The organism is Pseudomonas sp. AFG_SD02_1510_Pfu_092, assembly GCF_003331055.1.
GTDB lineage: Bacteria > Pseudomonadota > Gammaproteobacteria > Pseudomonadales > Pseudomonadaceae > Aquipseudomonas.
This window is the reverse complement of sequence record NZ_PUQD01000083.1, coordinates 1-17,016: the sequence shown is the minus strand read 5'-3', so window position 1 is coordinate 17,016 and position 17,016 is coordinate 1. Positions and strand designations below refer to the sequence as shown.

General features: G+C 63.1%; 18 protein-coding genes. 9 read left to right on the top strand and 9 right to left on the bottom strand.

What is annotated here, in order from left to right:
- On the bottom strand, positions 1-240 hold a 240-nt coding region (locus tag C6A77_RS25815; protein WP_206605924.1), incomplete at its 3' end, for a hypothetical protein.
- Between the two features lie 228 nt (positions 241-468).
- The gene (gene tyrS, locus C6A77_RS23525) at positions 469-1,668 is read right to left on the bottom strand and encodes a tyrosine--tRNA ligase (protein ID WP_114171769.1); all 1,200 of its coding nucleotides are present in this window, start codon (positions 1,666-1,668) and stop codon (positions 469-471) included.
- A gap of 212 nt (positions 1,669-1,880) precedes the next feature.
- On the opposite strand from tyrS, the gene C6A77_RS23520 reads away from it, so the two are divergent.
- Both C6A77_RS23520 and C6A77_RS23515 read left to right on the top strand, forming a co-directional pair.
- On the top strand, positions 1,881-3,302 hold the full coding sequence (locus C6A77_RS23520; RefSeq protein ID WP_114171768.1) for a peptidoglycan DD-metalloendopeptidase family protein: 1,422 nt from the start codon (positions 1,881-1,883) through the stop codon (positions 3,300-3,302).
- Between the two features lie 4 nt (positions 3,303-3,306).
- Positions 3,307-4,398 (top strand): anhydro-N-acetylmuramic acid kinase, encoded by a 1,092-nt coding sequence (locus C6A77_RS23515; protein ID WP_114171767.1) that lies wholly within the window; start codon positions 3,307-3,309, stop codon positions 4,396-4,398.
- Between the two features lie 59 nt (positions 4,399-4,457).
- Here C6A77_RS23515 and erpA read toward each other — a convergent pair whose 3' ends face one another.
- Positions 4,458-4,808 (bottom strand): iron-sulfur cluster insertion protein ErpA, encoded by a 351-nt coding sequence (erpA, locus tag C6A77_RS23510; RefSeq protein WP_015268740.1) that lies wholly within the window; start codon positions 4,806-4,808, stop codon positions 4,458-4,460.
- Positions 4,809-4,954: 146 nt separating this feature from the next.
- On the bottom strand, positions 4,955-5,989 hold the full coding sequence (gene argC / locus C6A77_RS23505; protein ID WP_114171766.1) for an N-acetyl-gamma-glutamyl-phosphate reductase: 1,035 nt from the start codon (positions 5,987-5,989) through the stop codon (positions 4,955-4,957).
- A gap of 141 nt (positions 5,990-6,130) precedes the next feature.
- Here argC and hemJ point away from each other — a divergent pair, with 141 nt between their 5' ends.
- The 5 genes from hemJ (at position 6,131) to C6A77_RS23480 (ending at position 9,668) form a co-directional block, all read left to right on the top strand.
- The gene (gene hemJ, locus C6A77_RS23500; protein WP_114171765.1) at positions 6,131-6,556 is read left to right on the top strand and encodes a protoporphyrinogen oxidase HemJ; all 426 of its coding nucleotides are present in this window, start codon (positions 6,131-6,133) and stop codon (positions 6,554-6,556) included.
- Between the two features lie 163 nt (positions 6,557-6,719).
- Positions 6,720-7,502 carry an SDR family oxidoreductase gene (locus tag C6A77_RS23495; protein WP_114171764.1) on the top strand — a complete coding sequence of 261 codons (783 nt, stop codon included), beginning with the start codon at positions 6,720-6,722 and terminating at the stop codon, positions 7,500-7,502.
- A 63-nt stretch (positions 7,503-7,565) separates the two neighbouring features.
- On the top strand, positions 7,566-7,904 hold the full coding sequence (locus tag C6A77_RS23490; RefSeq protein ID WP_012316537.1) for a histidine triad nucleotide-binding protein: 339 nt from the start codon (positions 7,566-7,568) through the stop codon (positions 7,902-7,904).
- A 65-nt stretch (positions 7,905-7,969) separates the two neighbouring features.
- Complete coding sequence (gene coq7 / locus C6A77_RS23485) at positions 7,970-8,617, top strand: 2-polyprenyl-3-methyl-6-methoxy-1,4-benzoquinone monooxygenase (RefSeq protein ID WP_114171763.1); 648 nt, start codon at positions 7,970-7,972, stop codon at positions 8,615-8,617.
- Positions 8,618-8,627: 10 nt separating this feature from the next.
- Complete coding sequence (locus C6A77_RS23480) at positions 8,628-9,668, top strand: DUF2157 domain-containing protein (protein WP_114171762.1); 1,041 nt, start codon at positions 8,628-8,630, stop codon at positions 9,666-9,668.
- A gap of 397 nt (positions 9,669-10,065) precedes the next feature.
- Here the strand turns inward: C6A77_RS23480 and C6A77_RS23475 are convergent, their stop codons facing one another.
- Positions 10,066-10,488, bottom strand: a complete 423-nt coding sequence (locus tag C6A77_RS23475) for an OsmC family protein (RefSeq protein ID WP_004376171.1) — start codon at positions 10,486-10,488, stop codon at positions 10,066-10,068.
- Between the two features lie 191 nt (positions 10,489-10,679).
- On the opposite strand from C6A77_RS23475, the gene crp reads away from it, so the two are divergent.
- Entirely contained in the window at positions 10,680-11,324 is a 645-nt protein-coding gene (crp, locus tag C6A77_RS23470) for a cAMP-activated global transcriptional regulator CRP (RefSeq protein WP_114171761.1), read from the top strand.
- On the opposite strand, the gene C6A77_RS23465 is transcribed toward crp, so the two are convergent.
- The 4 genes from C6A77_RS23465 to C6A77_RS23450 form a co-directional block, all read right to left on the bottom strand.
- Entirely contained in the window at positions 11,321-12,025 is a 705-nt protein-coding gene (locus C6A77_RS23465) for a lipoate--protein ligase family protein (RefSeq protein WP_114171760.1), read from the bottom strand. The genes crp and C6A77_RS23465 overlap by 4 nt on opposite strands.
- Before the next feature lie 146 nt (positions 12,026-12,171).
- Positions 12,172-13,005, bottom strand: coding sequence for an indole-3-glycerol phosphate synthase TrpC (gene trpC / locus C6A77_RS23460; protein ID WP_114171759.1), 834 nt, complete (start codon positions 13,003-13,005; stop codon positions 12,172-12,174).
- Positions 13,002-14,051: an anthranilate phosphoribosyltransferase gene (gene trpD, locus C6A77_RS23455; RefSeq protein ID WP_114171758.1), complete on the bottom strand. Its 1,050-nt coding sequence runs from the start codon at positions 14,049-14,051 to the stop codon at positions 13,002-13,004. Before trpD ends, trpC begins: the two co-directional genes overlap by 4 nt.
- Before the next feature lie 9 nt (positions 14,052-14,060).
- The gene (locus tag C6A77_RS23450; RefSeq protein WP_114171757.1) at positions 14,061-14,654 is read right to left on the bottom strand and encodes an aminodeoxychorismate/anthranilate synthase component II; all 594 of its coding nucleotides are present in this window, start codon (positions 14,652-14,654) and stop codon (positions 14,061-14,063) included.
- A gap of 369 nt (positions 14,655-15,023) precedes the next feature.
- Between C6A77_RS23450 and estP the strand changes: the two genes are divergently transcribed.
- A complete protein-coding gene (gene estP, locus C6A77_RS23445) occupies positions 15,024-16,904 on the top strand; it encodes an esterase EstP (protein ID WP_114171756.1) in 1,881 nt (626 codons plus the stop codon).
- Positions 16,905-17,016 lie beyond the last annotated feature (112 nt).

The window sequence follows — 17,016 nt, the reverse complement described above, 5'->3', positions numbered from 1 at the left end:
TATCAGTCCGTACTCACAAGCACCCACACGAATTGCTTGATTCGATTTGTTAAAGAGCGGTTGGTTAAGAGCTTTTCGTCTCAACCGAGGCGCGCATTCTACGCTTTCCTCATTTGCTGTCAAGCGTTTATTTTGAAGTTTTTTGCGAGAAACTCGTTTAGCTTCAAACACTTGACTCGCTGCGATCTCTCGTAGCGGGAGGCGAATCATACAGCGTTTAGAAGCGCTGTCAACCATCATCTCAACCGCTGGCGATCATTCGATCGTAGCCCTTCCAACTGCTTCTGAACTACTTAACTCTTTGAATTTCAAGGAGTTTGTCGTTCCGATGTCGCTGGAAGTGGGGCGCATTATAAGGCGATTCGAAAGCCCGTCAATCTTTAATTTCAATAAACCTTCATATCACTGAAAAACAAAGCGGGGAGGCCTGCCGGCCTCCCCGCTTCTATATAGCTACGCCAACGGCAATCACTCAGCCTTCAGGGTGACCCGCGCGAACGACTTCTTACCGGCCTGGCACACATGCGTCGCGCCCAGCGCAAACACGAAATCGCGATCGACCACCGCACCATCGACCTTGACCGCTCCGCCACTCAGCAGATCACGCGCCTGTGCCGAGTTCTTCACCAGACCAGCCCGATTCAATACAGCAGCGATAGGCAGGTCTTCCGCCGCAGCCACTTCAACTTCCGGCAGGTCTTCCGGCAGCTCACCTTCCTTCATGCGGTTACCCGCCGCACGGTGAGCATTGGCCGCAGCCTCTTCACCATGGAAGCGCGCAACGATCTCTTCCGCCAGCTTGATCTTGATGTCGCGCGGGTTGGCGCCCTTGGCCACATCGGCACGGAACTGTTCGATTTCGTCCATCGAACGGAAGCTCAGCAGCTCGAAGTAACGCCACATCAGGGTATCCGGAATCGACACCAGCTTGCTGTACATCACCCCCGGCGCCTCCTGGATCCCGACATAGTTACCCAGCGACTTGGACATCTTCTTCACGCCGTCGAGCCCTTCGAGCAGCGGCATGGTCACGATGTTCTGTGCCTCTTGACCGTAGGCACGTTGCAGTTCACGCCCCATCAGCAGGTTGAACTTCTGGTCGGTACCGCCCAGCTCGACATCCGCCTTCAACGCGACCGAGTCATAGCCCTGCACCAACGGGTACAGGAACTCGTGGATGGCGATCGGCTGATTGGTGGTGTAGCGCTTGTCGAAGTCGTCGCGCTCGAGCATGCGCGCCACGGTGTACTGCGACGCCAGGCGAATGAAGTCGGCCGGGGTCAGTTTGTCCATCCAGGTGGAGTTGAACGCGACCTCGGTCTTGGCCGGGTCGAGAATCTTGAACACCTGCTGCTTGTAGGTCTCGGCGTTGTCCAGCACCTGCTCGCGGGTCAGCGGCGGACGCGTGGCGCTCTTGCCGCTCGGGTCACCGATCATGCCGGTGAAGTCGCCGATCAGGAAAATGACCTGGTGCCCCAAGTCCTGGAACTGGCGCAGCTTGTTGATCAGCACCGTGTGCCCAAGGTGCAGGTCAGGGGCGGTCGGGTCGAAGCCGGCCTTGATGCGCAGAGGCTGGCCGCGCTTGAGCTTCTCCACCAGTTCCGACTCGACCAGTACTTCTTCCGCACCGCGCTTGATAAGCGCCAGCTGCTCTTCAACCGACTTCATAGACAAACCCGCAAGGCTCAGATTCAGGGGGAGCCAACCATACAAGATCGGCCGTCAATTACAAGTTTCGCAAAGGAATGTGACCCGAACGCCGGCTTGTGGCGTCTACGCGCCCTTGCGTGAAAATGGATTTGGTTATATTTTATACAGTTATTTCATCTTCATCATGTCATTCATCTTTTCCATTTCACTTTTTCAAAGTCACCGTGCCCATGACCAACGAACCGCCTAAAGCGCCCCCGCTTTATCCGAAGAGCCATCTGTTGGCCGCCAGCGGCATCGCCGCCCTGCTCAGCCTGGCCTTGCTGGTGTTCCCTTCCAGCGAAGTGGAAGCCAAGAAAACCACCCTCAACCTCGAACTGGAGAGCCCGGCCGAGCAGTTGAAGGACGAATCCCGCGCTGCGCCTCTGGTGCAGGCAGAAGGTGAGCAAGGCTCGCCGTTCGCCCAGATAGAAGACGCCGCGCCCGAGACCCAGAAGGCCGAGCAGCAAGCTCCTGCCGCCGAACCGGTCGTCGAAGCCGCCAAGGAGCCCGGCCACCGCGAAGTCACCGTGGCCCGTGGCGATACCCTGTCCACCCTGTTCGCCAAGGTCGGCCTGCCGAACAATGCGGTGCACGACCTGCTGGCCAGCAACAAGCAGGCCAAGCAGTTCAGCCAGCTCAAGCACGGCCAGGTGCTGCAGTTCGAGCTCGACAAGGACGGCCAGTTGGCCAGCCTGCACAGCAAGGTCAGCAACCTCGAGACCATTCGCCTGACCAAAACCGACAAGGGCTACACCTTCAACCGCGAAATCAGCAAGCCGGTAGTGCGTACTGCCTACGCCCACGGCGTGATCAAAAGTTCGCTGTCGGCCTCCGCCCAGCGCGCCGGCCTGTCCCACAGCATGACCATGGACATGGCGCGCGTGCTGGGCTACGACATCGATTTCGCCCAGGATATTCGCCCTGGCGATGAATTCGATGTGGTGTACGAGCAGAAGGTGATGGATGGCAAGGTCGTCGGCACCGGCAATATCCTGTCGGCGCGTTTCACCAACCGCGGCAAGACCTACACCGCCGTGCGCTATACCAACAAACAGGGCAACACCAGCTACTACACTGCCGACGGCAACAGCCTGCGCAAGGCCTTCATCCGTACTCCGGTTGACTTTGCCCGCATCAGCTCGCGCTTTTCGGCCGGTCGCAAGCACCCGATCCTGAACAAGATCCGCGCTCACAAAGGCGTCGACTACGCCGCCCCACGTGGCACGCCAATCAAGGCGGCCGGTGACGGCCGTATCGAACTGGCCGGGCGCCGTGGTGGCTACGGCAATACCGTGATCATCCAGCACGGCAATCGCTACAAAACCTTGTACGGGCACATGCAGGGCTTTGCCAAAGGCATCAAGACCGGCAGCTCGGTCAAGCAAGGCCAGATCATCGGTTACATCGGCACCACCGGCCTGTCCACCGGTCCGCACCTGCACTACGAGTTCCAGGTCAACGGGGTTCATGTCGATCCGCTGAGCCAGAAAGTCCCGATGGCCGACCCGATCGCTCGCAACGAACGCCAGCGTTTCCTGCAGCAGAGCCAACCCCTGGTCGCGCGTATGGATCAGGAAAAGGCCACCCTGCTCGCAGCGAACAAGCGCTAAGCCCATGGCCCTTTACCTGGGGGTGATGTCCGGCACCAGCCTCGATGGCCTGGACATCGCCTTGATCGAGCAAGGCGAGCAGCTCGAACTGCTCGCCACCCACTACCTGCCCATGCCCGGCGACCTGCGTCAGCAACTGCTGAGCCTGTGCAGCAGCGGCCCGGACGAGATCGCCCGCGCGGCACTGGCAGAAAACCGCTGGGCCAGCCTGGCAGCCGAAGGCATCCACCAACTGCTGGCCAGTCTAGGGCTGCAGGCCGACGCCATCCACGCCATCGGTAGCCACGGCCAAACCATCCGCCATGAACCGGCACGCGGTTTTACCGTGCAGATCGGCAACCCGGCGCTGCTGGCCGAGCTTACCGGTATCAGCGTGGTCGCCGACTTCCGCCGTCGGGATGTCGCGGCCGGAGGCCAAGGCGCGCCACTGGTACCGGCCTTCCACGAAACGCTGTTCAGCCACCTCGGCCAGCACCTGGCCATCCTCAACGTGGGCGGTTTCAGCAACCTCAGCCTGATCGAGCACGACAAACCGGTCCGCGGCTTCGACTGCGGCCCGGGCAACGTGCTGCTGGATGCCTGGATCGAGCGCAAGCGTGGCCAGGCCTATGATGCGAACGGTGCCTGGGCAGCTTCGGGCGCCGTACAGGCCGAGTTGCTGGACGCACTGCTGGCCGACCCGTTCTTCGCCAGCAGCGGCCCGAAAAGCACCGGTCGCGAGGTGTTCAACCTGCTCTGGCTGGAGGGTCACCTGGCCCGCCTGCCCGCTTACCGCGACGAGGATGTGCAGGCGACATTGCTGGAGCTGACCGCACGCAGCATCATCGATTCGCTAAGCAACGCCCAGCAAGGCACCGAAGCACTGCTGGTCTGCGGTGGTGGTGCGCGCAACGGCGCACTGATGGCGCGGCTCGGCCAGTTGCTGCCCGGCGCCCGCGTCGCCAGCACCGGCGCGCATGGCGTGGACCCGGACTGGGTTGAAGCCATGGCCTTCGCCTGGCTGGCCCACTGTTGCCTGGAAGGCATCGCCGCCAACCGCCCAAGCGTGACAGCGGCCAAGGGCCTGCGGATTCTCGGCGCGATCTACCCGGCCTGAGCACTACGCCGGAAAGCAAAACGCCGCGCAATTGCGCGGCGTTTGCGTAAGGCCAAACCTCAGATCGAGAACGAGGAACCGCAACCGCAGGTGGTCGCCGCGTTCGGGTTCTTGATCACGAAGCGCGAGCCCTCCAGGCCTTCCTGGTAGTCCACTTCGGCGCCGGCCAGGTACTGGAAGCTCATCGGGTCGACCACCAGCGAAACACCTTCGCGTTCGACGATGGTGTCGTCTTCGGCCACATCTTCATCGAAGGTAAAGCCATACTGGAAGCCCGAGCAGCCGCCGCCGGTGACGAACACACGCAGCTTCAGACGATCATTGCCTTCCTCGGAAACCAGGTTCTTCACCTTTTGCGCAGCGCCGTGGGTGAATTCCAAAGCCGTGGGGGTGAAGGTTTCGACGCTCATGTTGATTCTCCCGGCGCAGTAGCCGCCATAAAACTCGATGACGCGCATTATCCGCTTTCCCGAGAAAATCGGTCAAGAATTGTGCGGCTTTAGTCGCGACCTGCAAAAAGGCCCGCACGACGCGGGCCTCTTTCAACGCTGGCTGCTTACGGCAGCAAGCCGGCATGGGACAGGCCCATGCGCTCGTCCAGGCCGAACAGGATGTTGAGGTTCTGCACCGCCTGGCCGGACGCGCCCTTGACGAGGTTGTCGATCACCGACAGCACCACCACCAGGTCACCGCCCTGCGGCCGATGAACGGCAATGCGGCAGACGTTGGCGCCACGCACACTGCGGGTTTCCGGGTGGCTGCCGGCAGGCATCACATCGACGAACGGCTCATCGGCGTAACGCTTCTCGAACAGCGCCTGCAGGTCGACCGAGGTATCGGCGACGGTCGCGTACAGGGTGGCATGGATGCCACGGATCATCGGCGTCAGGTGCGGTACGAAGGTCAGGCCGACATCCTTGCCGGCGGCCAGGCGCAGACCCTGGCTGATTTCTGGCAGGTGGCGATGGCCCTTCACGGAGTAGGCCTTCATGCTTTCGCCGGCTTCGCAGAACAGCGAACCTACCGCCGCGCCACGGCCAGCGCCGCTGACACCCGACTTGCAGTCGGCGATCAGCCGCGCTGGGTCGGCCAGGCCGGCTTCCAGCAGCGGCAAGAAGCCCAGCTGGGTGGCGGTCGGGTAGCAACCCGGCACGGCGATCAGGCGCGCCTGGCGAATTTTCTCGCGGTTGACTTCAGGCAGGCCGTAGACCGCATCCTTGAGCAGTTCTGGCGCACCGTGCGGCTGACCGTACCATTTGCCCCACTCGGTGGCGTCCTGCAAGCGGAAGTCGGCCGACAGGTCGATCACCTTGGTACCGGCCGCCAGCAATTCGCCGGCCAGTGCGTGGGCAACCCCGTGCGGGGTGGCGAAGAACACCACATCGCAGGCCGCCAGGGTCTTGCTGTCTGGCACGCTGAATGCCAGCCCGTCATAGTGGCCGCGCAGGTTCGGGTACATGTCCGCCACCGCAACGCCCGCCTCGGAGCGCGAAGTGATGACCGCCACTTCGGCCTGTGGATGCTGTGCCAGCAGACGCAACAGTTCGACGCCGGTGTAACCCGTGCCGCCGACGATACCGACCTTGATCATAACGCTTGCCCCTTATCAACGAGCCGTCTGGAAAGCGCACGATAATAGGGGTGCAAGGCGCCTGTAACAACTCTTCGGGTGACCCTTCGGGCGCTTGACCACTACTATCTGACGACCGTGAATACCTGAAGGAACTTCCCCATGCTTTACCTATGGATCAAAGCGCTGCACATCGTCAGCGTGGTCTGCTGGTTCGCCGGCCTGTTCTACCTGCCACGGCTGTTCGTCTACCACGCCCAGAGCGAGGACAGCATCAGCCAGGAACGCTTCGTGACCATGGAGCGCAAGCTGTTCCGCGGCATCATGAACCCGGCGATGATCGCCACCTACGTGTTCGGTGGATGGATGCTCTACCTCACCCCGGGCTGGCTCAGCCAGGGCTGGCTGCATGCCAAGCTGACACTGGTCATCTTGCTGACCGTCTACCATCACATGTGCGGCGCCCAGCGCAAACGCTTCGCCAGCGGCAACAATACCCGCAGCCACGTCTACTATCGCTGGTTCAACGAAGTGCCCGTGCTGTTCCTGTTGGGTATCGTGATTCTTGTGGTGGTCAAACCGTTCTGACAACGCCACCCCGCGCGGTTGCTCGGCGCCGGCCTGGACAAGGAGTACCGGGAAGCCTTGGAACGCTGCCAGGCCCTGGGCACCGGCGCCTCTTAGCAAAACGCAACACCTGGCCCGGCCAAGCTGTACACTAGGCGCCCTCTTCAGCCCCCAGGAGCCTTGCATGACCCGTTACGCCATGATCACTGGTGCTTCCAGCGGCCTGGGCCTGGCCCTGGCGGAAGCGCTGGCGCGGCGCGGGCGCAATCTGATCCTGGTGGCACGCCAGCGCGAGACGCTGGAGCCGGTAGCCATCGAGCTGACCCAGCGCTTCGGTGTCGAGGTGCTGTTCCGTGCCTGCGACCTCAGCCAGCCGCTGCGCCTGTCAGGCTTCGTGCTGGAGCTGGAAGAAGGCGAACGGCGCATCGACCTGCTGGTCAATTGTGCCGGCCTGCGCACCTACGGCCCATTCCTGGCCCATGAGTGGGCCGACGAGCAGGACCTGCTGGAGGTCAACGTGCTGGCCCTGAGCCGCCTGTGCCACGCCATCGGCAACCTGATGGCGGTGCAGGGCGGCGGGCAGATCCTCAACGTCGCCGGCCTGGCCGGGGTGGCGCCTGGCCCGTGGATGGCCGCCTATGCAGCCAGCAAAGCCTATGTGCTGAGTTTTTCCCAAGCCCTGCGCGAAGAACTAAAGCGCACCGGCATCAAGGTTTCGGTGCTGTGCCCCGGCCCGGTGCGTTCCTCGCGCCGGCGCATTCCACGGCTGGATGGCAAGCCGCGCTGCCTCAGCCCTGAAGAAGTGGCGCTGTACACCGTGCGCGCGCTGGACAAGAACCGCGCGCTGATCCTGCCGGGCCGGCGCAACCGCTGGCTGGCGTTTGCCCCGCGTCTGCTGCCGCGCTGGTTGCTGCGCAAGCTGGCCGGGGTCATCCACCGCCGCTACTGCCCGGTCGGTATGGAATAGCCACTGGGCGAGCGGCGCCCGGCTGAGTACACTCGGCCCGACCCTCACCATGGAGCAAGTGTTGTGGACGATTTATTCATCAAGATCATCAACCGGGAGATCCCGGCGAAGATCATCTACGAAGACGACCAGGTTCTGGCGTTCCACGATATCGCCCCCCAGGCGCCGGTGCATTTTCTGGTCATCCCGAAAAAGCACATCCGCACCCTCAATGACCTGACCGAAGAAGACAAGGGCCTTGCGGGTCACATCCTGTTCACCGCCCAGCGCCTGGCCAAGGAACTTGGCTGCGAGGATGGCTTCCGCGTGGTCATGAACTGCAACGAGCAAGGCGGCCAGACCGTGTACCACATCCACATGCACGTGCTTGGCCAGCGCCAGATGCATTGGCCTCCGGGCTGATCCACGGCAAGCGACCCTGCCACTATTGCGGTAAACTGTCGGGCACATTCTTGCGGAGGTGCCCGATGGCTACCGAACGTCACTACTCGCCGCTCGACCGCTTGTTGCTGCAGGCCGATACCGCCATGCGCACCTTGCTCCCCTTCAGCGGTCAACCCGCCCGCCCCTCGCCGGCGATCGTCCAGCCGGACGTCGACCTGGACGAACAGCAGGCGCGCCATGTGGCCGGGCTGATGCGTATCAACCACACCGGTGAAGTCTGCGCCCAGGCGCTGTACCAAGGCCAGGCCCTGACCGCCAAGCTGCCGGAAGTACGCAAGGCCATGGAGCACGCCGCCGAGGAAGAAGTGGACCACCTGGCCTGGTGCGAGCAGCGTATCCGCCAGCTGAACAGCCACCCCAGCGTGCTCAACCCGTTGTTCTACGGCATGTCGTTCGGCATTGGCGCACTGGCCGGGCTGGTCAGCGACAAAGTCAGCCTGGGTTTCGTCGCCGCCACCGAGCACCAGGTGTGCAAGCACCTCGACGAGCACCTGGCGCAAATTCCGCAGGAAGACGAAAAGTCCCGGGCCATTCTCGAACAGATGCGTATCGACGAAGAGCAGCACGCCGATTCCGCCCTGGAAGCCGGTGGCTATCGCTTCCCCGCCCCGGTTCGCTTTGGCATGAGCCTGTTGGCCAAAGTCATGACCAAAAGCACCTACCGTATCTGAAGGCATGACCATGACGGACCGCTTCGACGCCAAGGACCTGGCGCGCGCCGTGCAAGCCGGCATTCTCCAACCGGGCCAGGACCAGGCGCTGCTGACCTTCCTGCGCCGCCAGCCGGCACAGCGCGGCAGCTTCCAGCTGGCCCATGTCGCGTTCTACTTCGGCGCCTTGCTGATCATGGCGGCCATGGGCTGGCTGCTCACCGAAGCCTGGATGCGCATTGGCGACTGGGCGCTGCTGACCATCGCCAGCCTCTATATCCTGTTGCTCACACTGTTTGCCATGAGCCTGCAACGGCGCGCCCAGCCCGTCCCGGCCGGGGTCCTGGCGGCGGTCGCGGTCAGCATCGTGCCACTGGCGGTGTTTGCCATCGAACGGCTGGCCGGCTGGTGGCCGCTGGATGATGTGCAGACTGACTATCACCAGTACTACACCTACATACAGGGCGGCTGGCTGGCAATGGAGGCGGCCACGGTAGTTGCCGGCTTGCTGATGCTGCGGCTGATCCACTACCCGTTCATCGTCATGCCGATTGCGGTGGCCTTGTGGTTCATGTCGATGGACCTGAGCGAATGGTTGTTCGGCTCACCGTTCAGCTGGGAACAACGCCGGGAGGTTTCGCTGTGGTTCGGGCTGGGGATGCTGTTGCTGTTCCTGGTGGTGGACGGACGCACCCGCGACGATTACGCCCGCTGGGGTTACCTGGCCGGGTTGGCGGCATTCTGGGGTGGGCTGACGCTGATGGACAGCGGCAGCGAGCTGGGCAAGGCCCTGTACTGCCTGATCAACATTGCCCTGATGGGCATGGCGGTGCTGCTGCGCCGGCCAGTGTTCATGGTGTTCGGCGGGTTGGGTGTGGCGGCTTACCTGGGGTACCTGTCGTACGAGGTGTTTGCCGAGTCGCTGTTGTTCCCGCTGGTGGTAACCTTGATCGGGCTCGGGGTCATTGGGCTGGGGCTGGTTTATCAGAAGCGGCGGGAGCGGTTGAGCCAGGTGATGCGTGGGTGCTTGCCACGGTGGTTGCAGGCTGCGCTGCCGGCGCTTCGCAGCTGAAATTGTCGGGGCCGCTCCGCGCCCCATCGCCGGCAAGCCAGCTCCCACAAGTCCAGCGTGAAACTCGGATCTGCGCCGTCCCTTTGGGAGCTGGCTCCCACAAGCCCAGCGTGAAACTCGGATCTGCGCCGTCCCTTTGGGAGCTGGCTCCCACAAGTCCAGCGTGAAACTCGGATCTGCGCCGTCCCTGTGGGAGCTGGCTCCCACAAGCCCAGCGTGAAACTCGGATCTGCGCCGTCCCTTTGGGAGCTGGCTCCCACAAGCCCAGCGTGAAACTCGGATCTGCCGTCCCTGTGGGAGCTGGCTCCCACAAGCCCAGCGTGAAGCTCGGATCTGCCGTCCCTGTGGGAGCTGGCTTGCCGGCGATGGGCTGCAAGGCAGCCCCAAAGTCTCAGGTTTAACCCAGCTCTACGATTTCATAGCCGTGGGTAATCTCGACCCCGGCACGCTCGAGCATGATCGAAGCCGAGCAGTACTTCTCCGCCGACAGTTCGACCGCACGCTTGACCTGAGCCTCTTTCAGCCCACGCCCCTTCACCACGAAGTTCATGTGGATCTTGGTGAATACCTTCGGGTCTTCGCTCGCACGTTCCGCCTCGAGAAACGCCTCGCAGCTTTCCACCGCCTGGCGCGACTTCTTCAGGATGCTGACCACATCGAAGCTGCTGCAGCCACCCAGGCCCAGCAACAGCATTTCCATCGGACGCACACCCAGGTTACGGCCGCCAGCTTCGGGCGGGCCGTCCATCACGACGACATGGCCGCTCCCGGATTCACCAAGGAACATCGCCTCACCGGCCCACTGGATACGTGCCTTCATCTACCCGGACTCCTGATTTTCGAAAAAGGGTGTCAGCTTAGACCTTGTACGGCTGTGGGAAAAGTACGCGTCATGTCGGTTTAGTACCGAAACATCCTGTAGTGTCTGATAAGCTGGCGCCAAATGACTGGCGCGCCCCGTCAGCCAAGCCCTATAAAAAGCCTCTGCGTCGTATCGAACAGGATTTCGTGATGGTTGCTTCCGCCCTACCCGCCAAGATCAAGAACATCGACAAGCTCCTGGTGCACTGCCAGCGCCGCCGCTATACCGCCAAAAGCAACATCATCTGCGCCGGCGACCGGGCCGAGACACTGTCGTTCATCATCAAGGGTTCGGTCACCATCCTGATCGAGGACGACGACGGCCATGAAATGATCATCGCCTACCTGAACAGTGGCGATTTCTTCGGCGAGCTGGGCCTGTTCGAACCGGCTGAGGGCGATCAACAGCGCAGTGCCTGGGTGCGCGCCAAGACCGAATGCGAAGTGGCAGAAATCAGTTACGAGAAGTTTCGCGAACTGTCGCGCCAGGACCCGGAAATCCTCTACGCCCTGGGCAGCCAGATGGCCCAGCGCCTGCGCAACACCACGCGCAAGGTCGGCGACCTGGCATTCTTCGACGTTACCGGGCGTGTCGCCCGCTGCCTGTTGGAGCTGTGCAAGCAACCCGACGCGATGACCCACCCCGACGGCATGCAGATCAAGATCACCCGCCAGGAAATCGGCCGCATCGTCGGCTGCTCCCGGGAAATGGTCGGCCGCGTCCTCAAGGACCTCGAGGAGCGCAGCCTGGTGCAGGTCAAAGGCAAGACCATGGTGGTCTACGGTACCCGCTAGTCCCTGGGCAGGTCGGCCAGGACCTTGGCATAGGCCTGCGACAGGCGCTCGAACCAGGGCGCCTCGGGCGCCACTTCGTGCAGGGCGATATGTGCTTGCGCGCGGCAGCGCTGCTCCAGTTCGCAGCACTCGTTGAAGCGGTTGACTGCCGCCACCATCGACTCACGTTCGTTGTCCAGCAATAGCGCCCCGTGCACCAGCACCACCGGGCGCTTGCCACCCAGCCCCTGGCGCCAGCGCTGGGCGGTGCCCACCAGTTTGCGACCATTGAGGTTGACGTTATAGCGGCCATCGCAGAAGGCCCCGTCGATTTCGCCGACCGACGCCACCCCGCCCCACTCGCGCAGCACCTCGCACAGCGGCAAGCACAAGCGCTCGTAGGCGTTTTCGATACGACCGTGGTCGCCTTCGCTGCGAGGGGCGACATAGACCAGCGCAACGTTCACCGTGGCATGCGACTGCGGCACCGGCTCGCCACCGGTTTCACGCAGCAGCACCGGCCAGCCGGCGATGGCCAGTTCGGAGCAGGCCGCTTCGAAGTTTTCCAGGCGGCTCATGCGCCGGGGCATGACCAGGGCATGGTCGGTGGGGCGCCAGAACAGCACGCCACTGTCGCGTTCGCCGCGGCAGACGGCGGCCAGCAGCTCCTGCTCGGCGTGCAGGCCTTGCTCGACGGTCAGGGCCAGGGGTTGATCGGTCATTGATCCACCTATGTTGTTGTTCTCACCGGCCTCTTCGCGGATGAACCCGCTCCCACAGGGATGTCACACATCCCAAAGGCAGCGACCATGCGAAAGGGCCATGGCAGGCATACAAAAAAGCCGGCAACAACGCCGGCTTCGCTTGATCAGTCCAATTGCTGAACAGTCTTCTTCACCTGTTCCGGGAAGAACAACCGCTGCAGCTCGAGCCCGGGCTGCTCGGCGCGCATGAACGCCTCACCCACCAGGAACGAGTAGACCTCGTTGATCGCCATCAGCTCGACATCGGCCCGGTTCAAGATGCCGCTCTCGGTAATTGCCAGGCGGTCTCGCGGAATACGCGGCAGCAGGTCGAGGGTGGTTTCCAGGCTGACCTCGAAGGTGTGCAGGTTGCGGTTGTTCACCCCGACCAGCGGCGTATCCAGGGTTTTCAACGCGCGTTCCAGCTCATCGCCGTCGTGCACTTCAACCAGTACATCGAGGCCGACATCCTTGGCGGTGGCCGCCAGTTCGGCCATCTTCACATCGTCCAGCGCTGACACGATCAGCAATACGCAGTCAGCACCCAAGGCCCGGGCTTCGATGATCTGGTACGGGTCGACCATGAAGTCCTTGCGGATCACCGGCAGCGAAACCGCCGCGCGGGCCTGCTGCAGGTACTCATCGGCGCCCTGGAAATAATCGACATCGGTCAGCACCGACAGGCAGGTCGCCCCACCCTTCTCGTAGCTGACGGCGATTTCTGCCGGGACGAAGTTTTCCCGGATCACACCCTTGCTCGGCGAAGCCTTCTTGATTTCGGCAATGACCGCCGGCTGCTTGCGCCCGGCCTGCTCGATCAGCGCATTGGCAAAGCCACGCGGGGCATCGGCCGCCTTGGCCAGGTGCTCCAGTTCGGCGAGGCTGACACGCGCGCTGCGCTCGGCCACTTCCTGGAACTTGCGGGCAATGATCCTTTCCAGCACCGTCGGCACACTCATGCTTCGTTCTCCACCTTGAATACTGCAGTAAAGGCACCCAGTTCCTGCAGCTTCTCCCAGGCCAGCCCGGTGTGCAGTACGTCATGGGCCAGTTCCACACCGGCCTTCAGGCTCATGGCATGGTCAGCGGCATACAGCGCCGCGCCCGCATTGAGCACGATCATTTCGGCAGCCTTCTGGCCGTTTTCGGTCTTGCGTCGGCCCAGCGCATCGCGGATCAGCTCCAGCGACGCCTGTGGGTTTTCGACGGCCAGGCCATGCAGGCTCTGGCTCTTCATACCGAGGTCTTCGGGCTCGACCCAGTACTCGGTGATTGCGTCGTTCTTCAGCTCGGCAACGAAGGTGGGGGCAGCCAGGCTGAACTCGTCCAGGCCGTCTTTCGAGTGCACCACCAGCACGTGCTTGCTGCCCAGGCGCTGCAGCACCTCGGCCAGCGGGCGGCACAAGGCCTGGGCGAACACACCGACCACCTGGTGCTTCACCCCGGCCGGATTCGTAAGCGGGCCGAGCATGTTGAACAGGGTACGCAGCCCCAGGTCGCGACGCGGGCCGGCGGCATGTTTCATCGCCGAATGGTGGCTTTGCGCGAACATGAAGCCGATACCCAGGCTGTCGATGCAGCGGGCCACTTGCGTTGGCGTCAGGTTCAGGTAGATGCCGGCGGCTTCCAGCAGGTCGGCACTGCCGCTCTTGCCCGAGACCGCGCGGTTACCATGCTTGGCCACCGGGCAGCCCGCCGCCGCCAGGACGAACGACGAAGCGGTGGAAACGTTGAAGATGTTCGCGCCATCACCGCCGGTACCGACGATATCGACCACACCCTCCAGGCTTTGCAACTCGACCTTGTCGGCCAGTTCGCGCATCACCGACACCGCACCGACGATCTCGTCGATGCTTTCACTCTTCATGCGCATGCCCATCAGGAAGGCGCCGATCTGCGCTTCGCTGCACTGGCCGGTCATGATCTGGCGCATGACGTCGCGCATTTCTTCGGTGGACAGGTCCAGCTGGCCGACGATCCGGCTCAACGCGCTCTTGATATCCATGTTCGATCCTTAGCGGCGGCCGCCGGTCTGCTTGAGGAAGTTGGCGAACAGCTCGTGGCCCTGCTCGGTGAGGATCGATTCGGGGTGGAACTGCACCCCTTCGATGTTCAGGGTCTTGTGGCGCAGGCCCATGATTTCGTCGACCGAGCCATCGGCATGGGCGGTCCAGGCGGTAACTTCCAGGCAGTCGGGCAGGGTTTCGCGCTTGACCACCAGGGAGTGGTAGCGGGTCACGGTCAGCGGGTTGTTGAGCCCGGCGAACACGCCCAGGTCACGGTGATGTACCGGGCTGGTCTTGCCATGCATCACCTGGCGCGCGCGTACCACGTCACCGCCAAAGGCCTGGCCGATGGACTGGTGACCCAGGCACACGCCAAGGATCGGCAGCTTGCCGGCAAAATGCAGGATGGCCTCGATGGACACGCCCGCTTCGCTCGGTGTGCACGGGCCGGGGGAAACGACGATGCGCTCAGGGTTGAGGGCTTCGATCTCGGCGATGGTCATTTCGTCATTGCGAATGACCTTGACCTCGGCACCCAGCTCACCCAGGTACTGAACGACGTTGTAAGTAAATGAGTCGTAATTGTCGATCATCAGTAACATCGGGTTAAACCTCTTGAATCTACTGACTTCAGAATTCGAACCTTTCTGCTCCAGCCGGCAGGCGCAGCTTGGCCACAAGGGGCGGTAGACAGGAAGGCAAACGGGGGCGGGCCGGACGGGCCGGCAGGAGATAAAGTCAGGCGCGCCAACGCCAACGGGCGTGGGCCTTGATTACGCGCATCAAGAGTTTGCTGACGATCAACACAGGATAGGTCTCGCTCATACGTTCCGGCACAGTAGCCTACCGGGGCGGCGGGCGCAATATGCCTGTAAACACGGGGAAACGAATGGACTTGGAAGGGATGCACAGCGATTTGCTAAGGTCGATCAGGCAATCCTTCATAACTACAAAGAAAAGGATGTTCACCGATGCGAAAAGCACCGTTACTGCGCTTTACCCTCGCCTCACTGGCGCTGGCCTGCAGCCAGGCGTTCGCGGCATCGTCGCCCTACTCCGGCATGATCGTGTTCGGCGACAGTCTCAGTGACTCGGGGCAGTTTGGCGGCATACGTTTCACCAACCGCGATGCCAATGGCAATTATGCCCCCGTGTCACCCATGATCCTGGGCGGGCGATTGGGCGTGGACCCGGCCGAGCTTGGCCCCTCCACTTCGCCGATCAACCCCATCCTTGGCGTGCCTGACGGCAACAACTGGGCAGTCGGCGGTTATACCACCCAGCAGATTCTGGATTCGATCACCACCACATCCGAAACCATCATCCCGCCAGGGCGCCCTGGGGCCGGGCTGGTTCTGCGTGACAAACCAGGCTACCTGGCCAACGGCCTGCGTGCCGACCCCAACGCGCTGTACTACCTGACTGGCGGCGGCAACGACTTCCTGCAAGGCCTGGTCAACAGCCCGGCCGACGCCGTGGCCGCCGGTTCGCGCCTGGCCGCCAGCGCGCAGGCCCTGCAGCAAGGCGGCGCCCGCTACATCATGGTCTGGCTGCTGCCCGACCTTGGCCAGACGCCAAACTTCAGCGGCACGCCGCAACAAAACCCGCTGTCGCAGCTGTCCGCTGCCTTCAACCAGGCGCTGCTCGGCCAACTGCAGCAAATCGATGCCGAGATCATTCCGCTGAACATCCCCGTGCTGCTGAGCGAGGCATTGGCCAGCCCCGAGCAGTTCGGCCTGGCCAGCGGCCAGAACCTGGTCGGCACCTGCTACAGCGGTGAAGGCTGCGTGGAAAACCCGCTGTATGGCGCCAACGGCAGCACGCCCGACCCGACCAAGCTGCTGTTCAACGACTCGGTGCACCCGACCATCGCCGGCCAGCAATTGATCGCCGATTACGCCTACTCGATCCTTTCCGCCCCGTGGGAACTGACCCTGCTGCCGGAGATGGCGCAGGCCAGCGTGCGCGCCCATCAGGACGAACTGCGCAACCAGTGGCAGACACCTTGGCAGGCGGTTGGCCAGTGGCAAGCCTTTGTCGCCAGCGGTGCCCAGGACCTGGATTACGACGGCCAACGCAGCGCGGCCAGCGGCGACGGCCGGGGCTACAACCTGACCTTGGGCGGCAGCTACCGCCTGAGTGACGCCTGGCGCCTGGGCCTGGCCGGCGGCGTATACCGGCAGAAGCTGGACGCCGGCGAACGGGACTCGGACTACAAGCTGGAGAGCTACCTGGCCAGCGCCTTCGCCCAATACCGCCAGGACCGCTGGTGGGCCGATGCGGCGCTGACCGCCGGGCACCTGGACTACAGCGACCTCAAGCGCACCTTTGCCCTGGGCGTGAACGACCGCAGCGAAAAGGGTGATACCAATGGCGAAGCCTGGGCGGTATCGGGGCGGCTGGGCTACAACCTGGCGGCCGAGAGCAGCGCCTGGCAGCTGGCGCCCTTCCTCAGCGCCGACTATGCGCGGGTGAAGGTCGATGGCTATGACGAGAAGAGCGGGCGCTCGACGGCGCTGGGCTTCGATGACCAGGAACGCACATCACGCCGCTTGGGCGTGGGCTTGCTGGGCAGTGTGCAGGTGCTGCCGAGTACCCGGCTGTTCGCCGAGGTGGCGCAAGAGCATGAGTTCGAGGATGACCAGCAGGATGTGACGATGCACCTGACCAGCCTGCCGGCGAACGACTTCACCCTGACCGGGTATACGCCGCACAGCGACCTGACCAGGGCAAGCCTGGGGGTGAGCCACGAAGTGGTGGCGGGGGTGCATTTGCGCGGCAACTACAACTGGCGCAAAAGTGACGAGTTGACGCAGCAGGGGGTCAGCCTGGGGGTCAGCCTGGATTTCTAAGCCAGCCTGTACCGGCCCTATCGCCGGGGGGGCCCCCCCCCCCCCCCCCCCCCCCCCCCGGCGCCCCCCGGGGGGGGGGGGGGGGGGGGGGGGGGGGGGGGGGGGGGGGGGG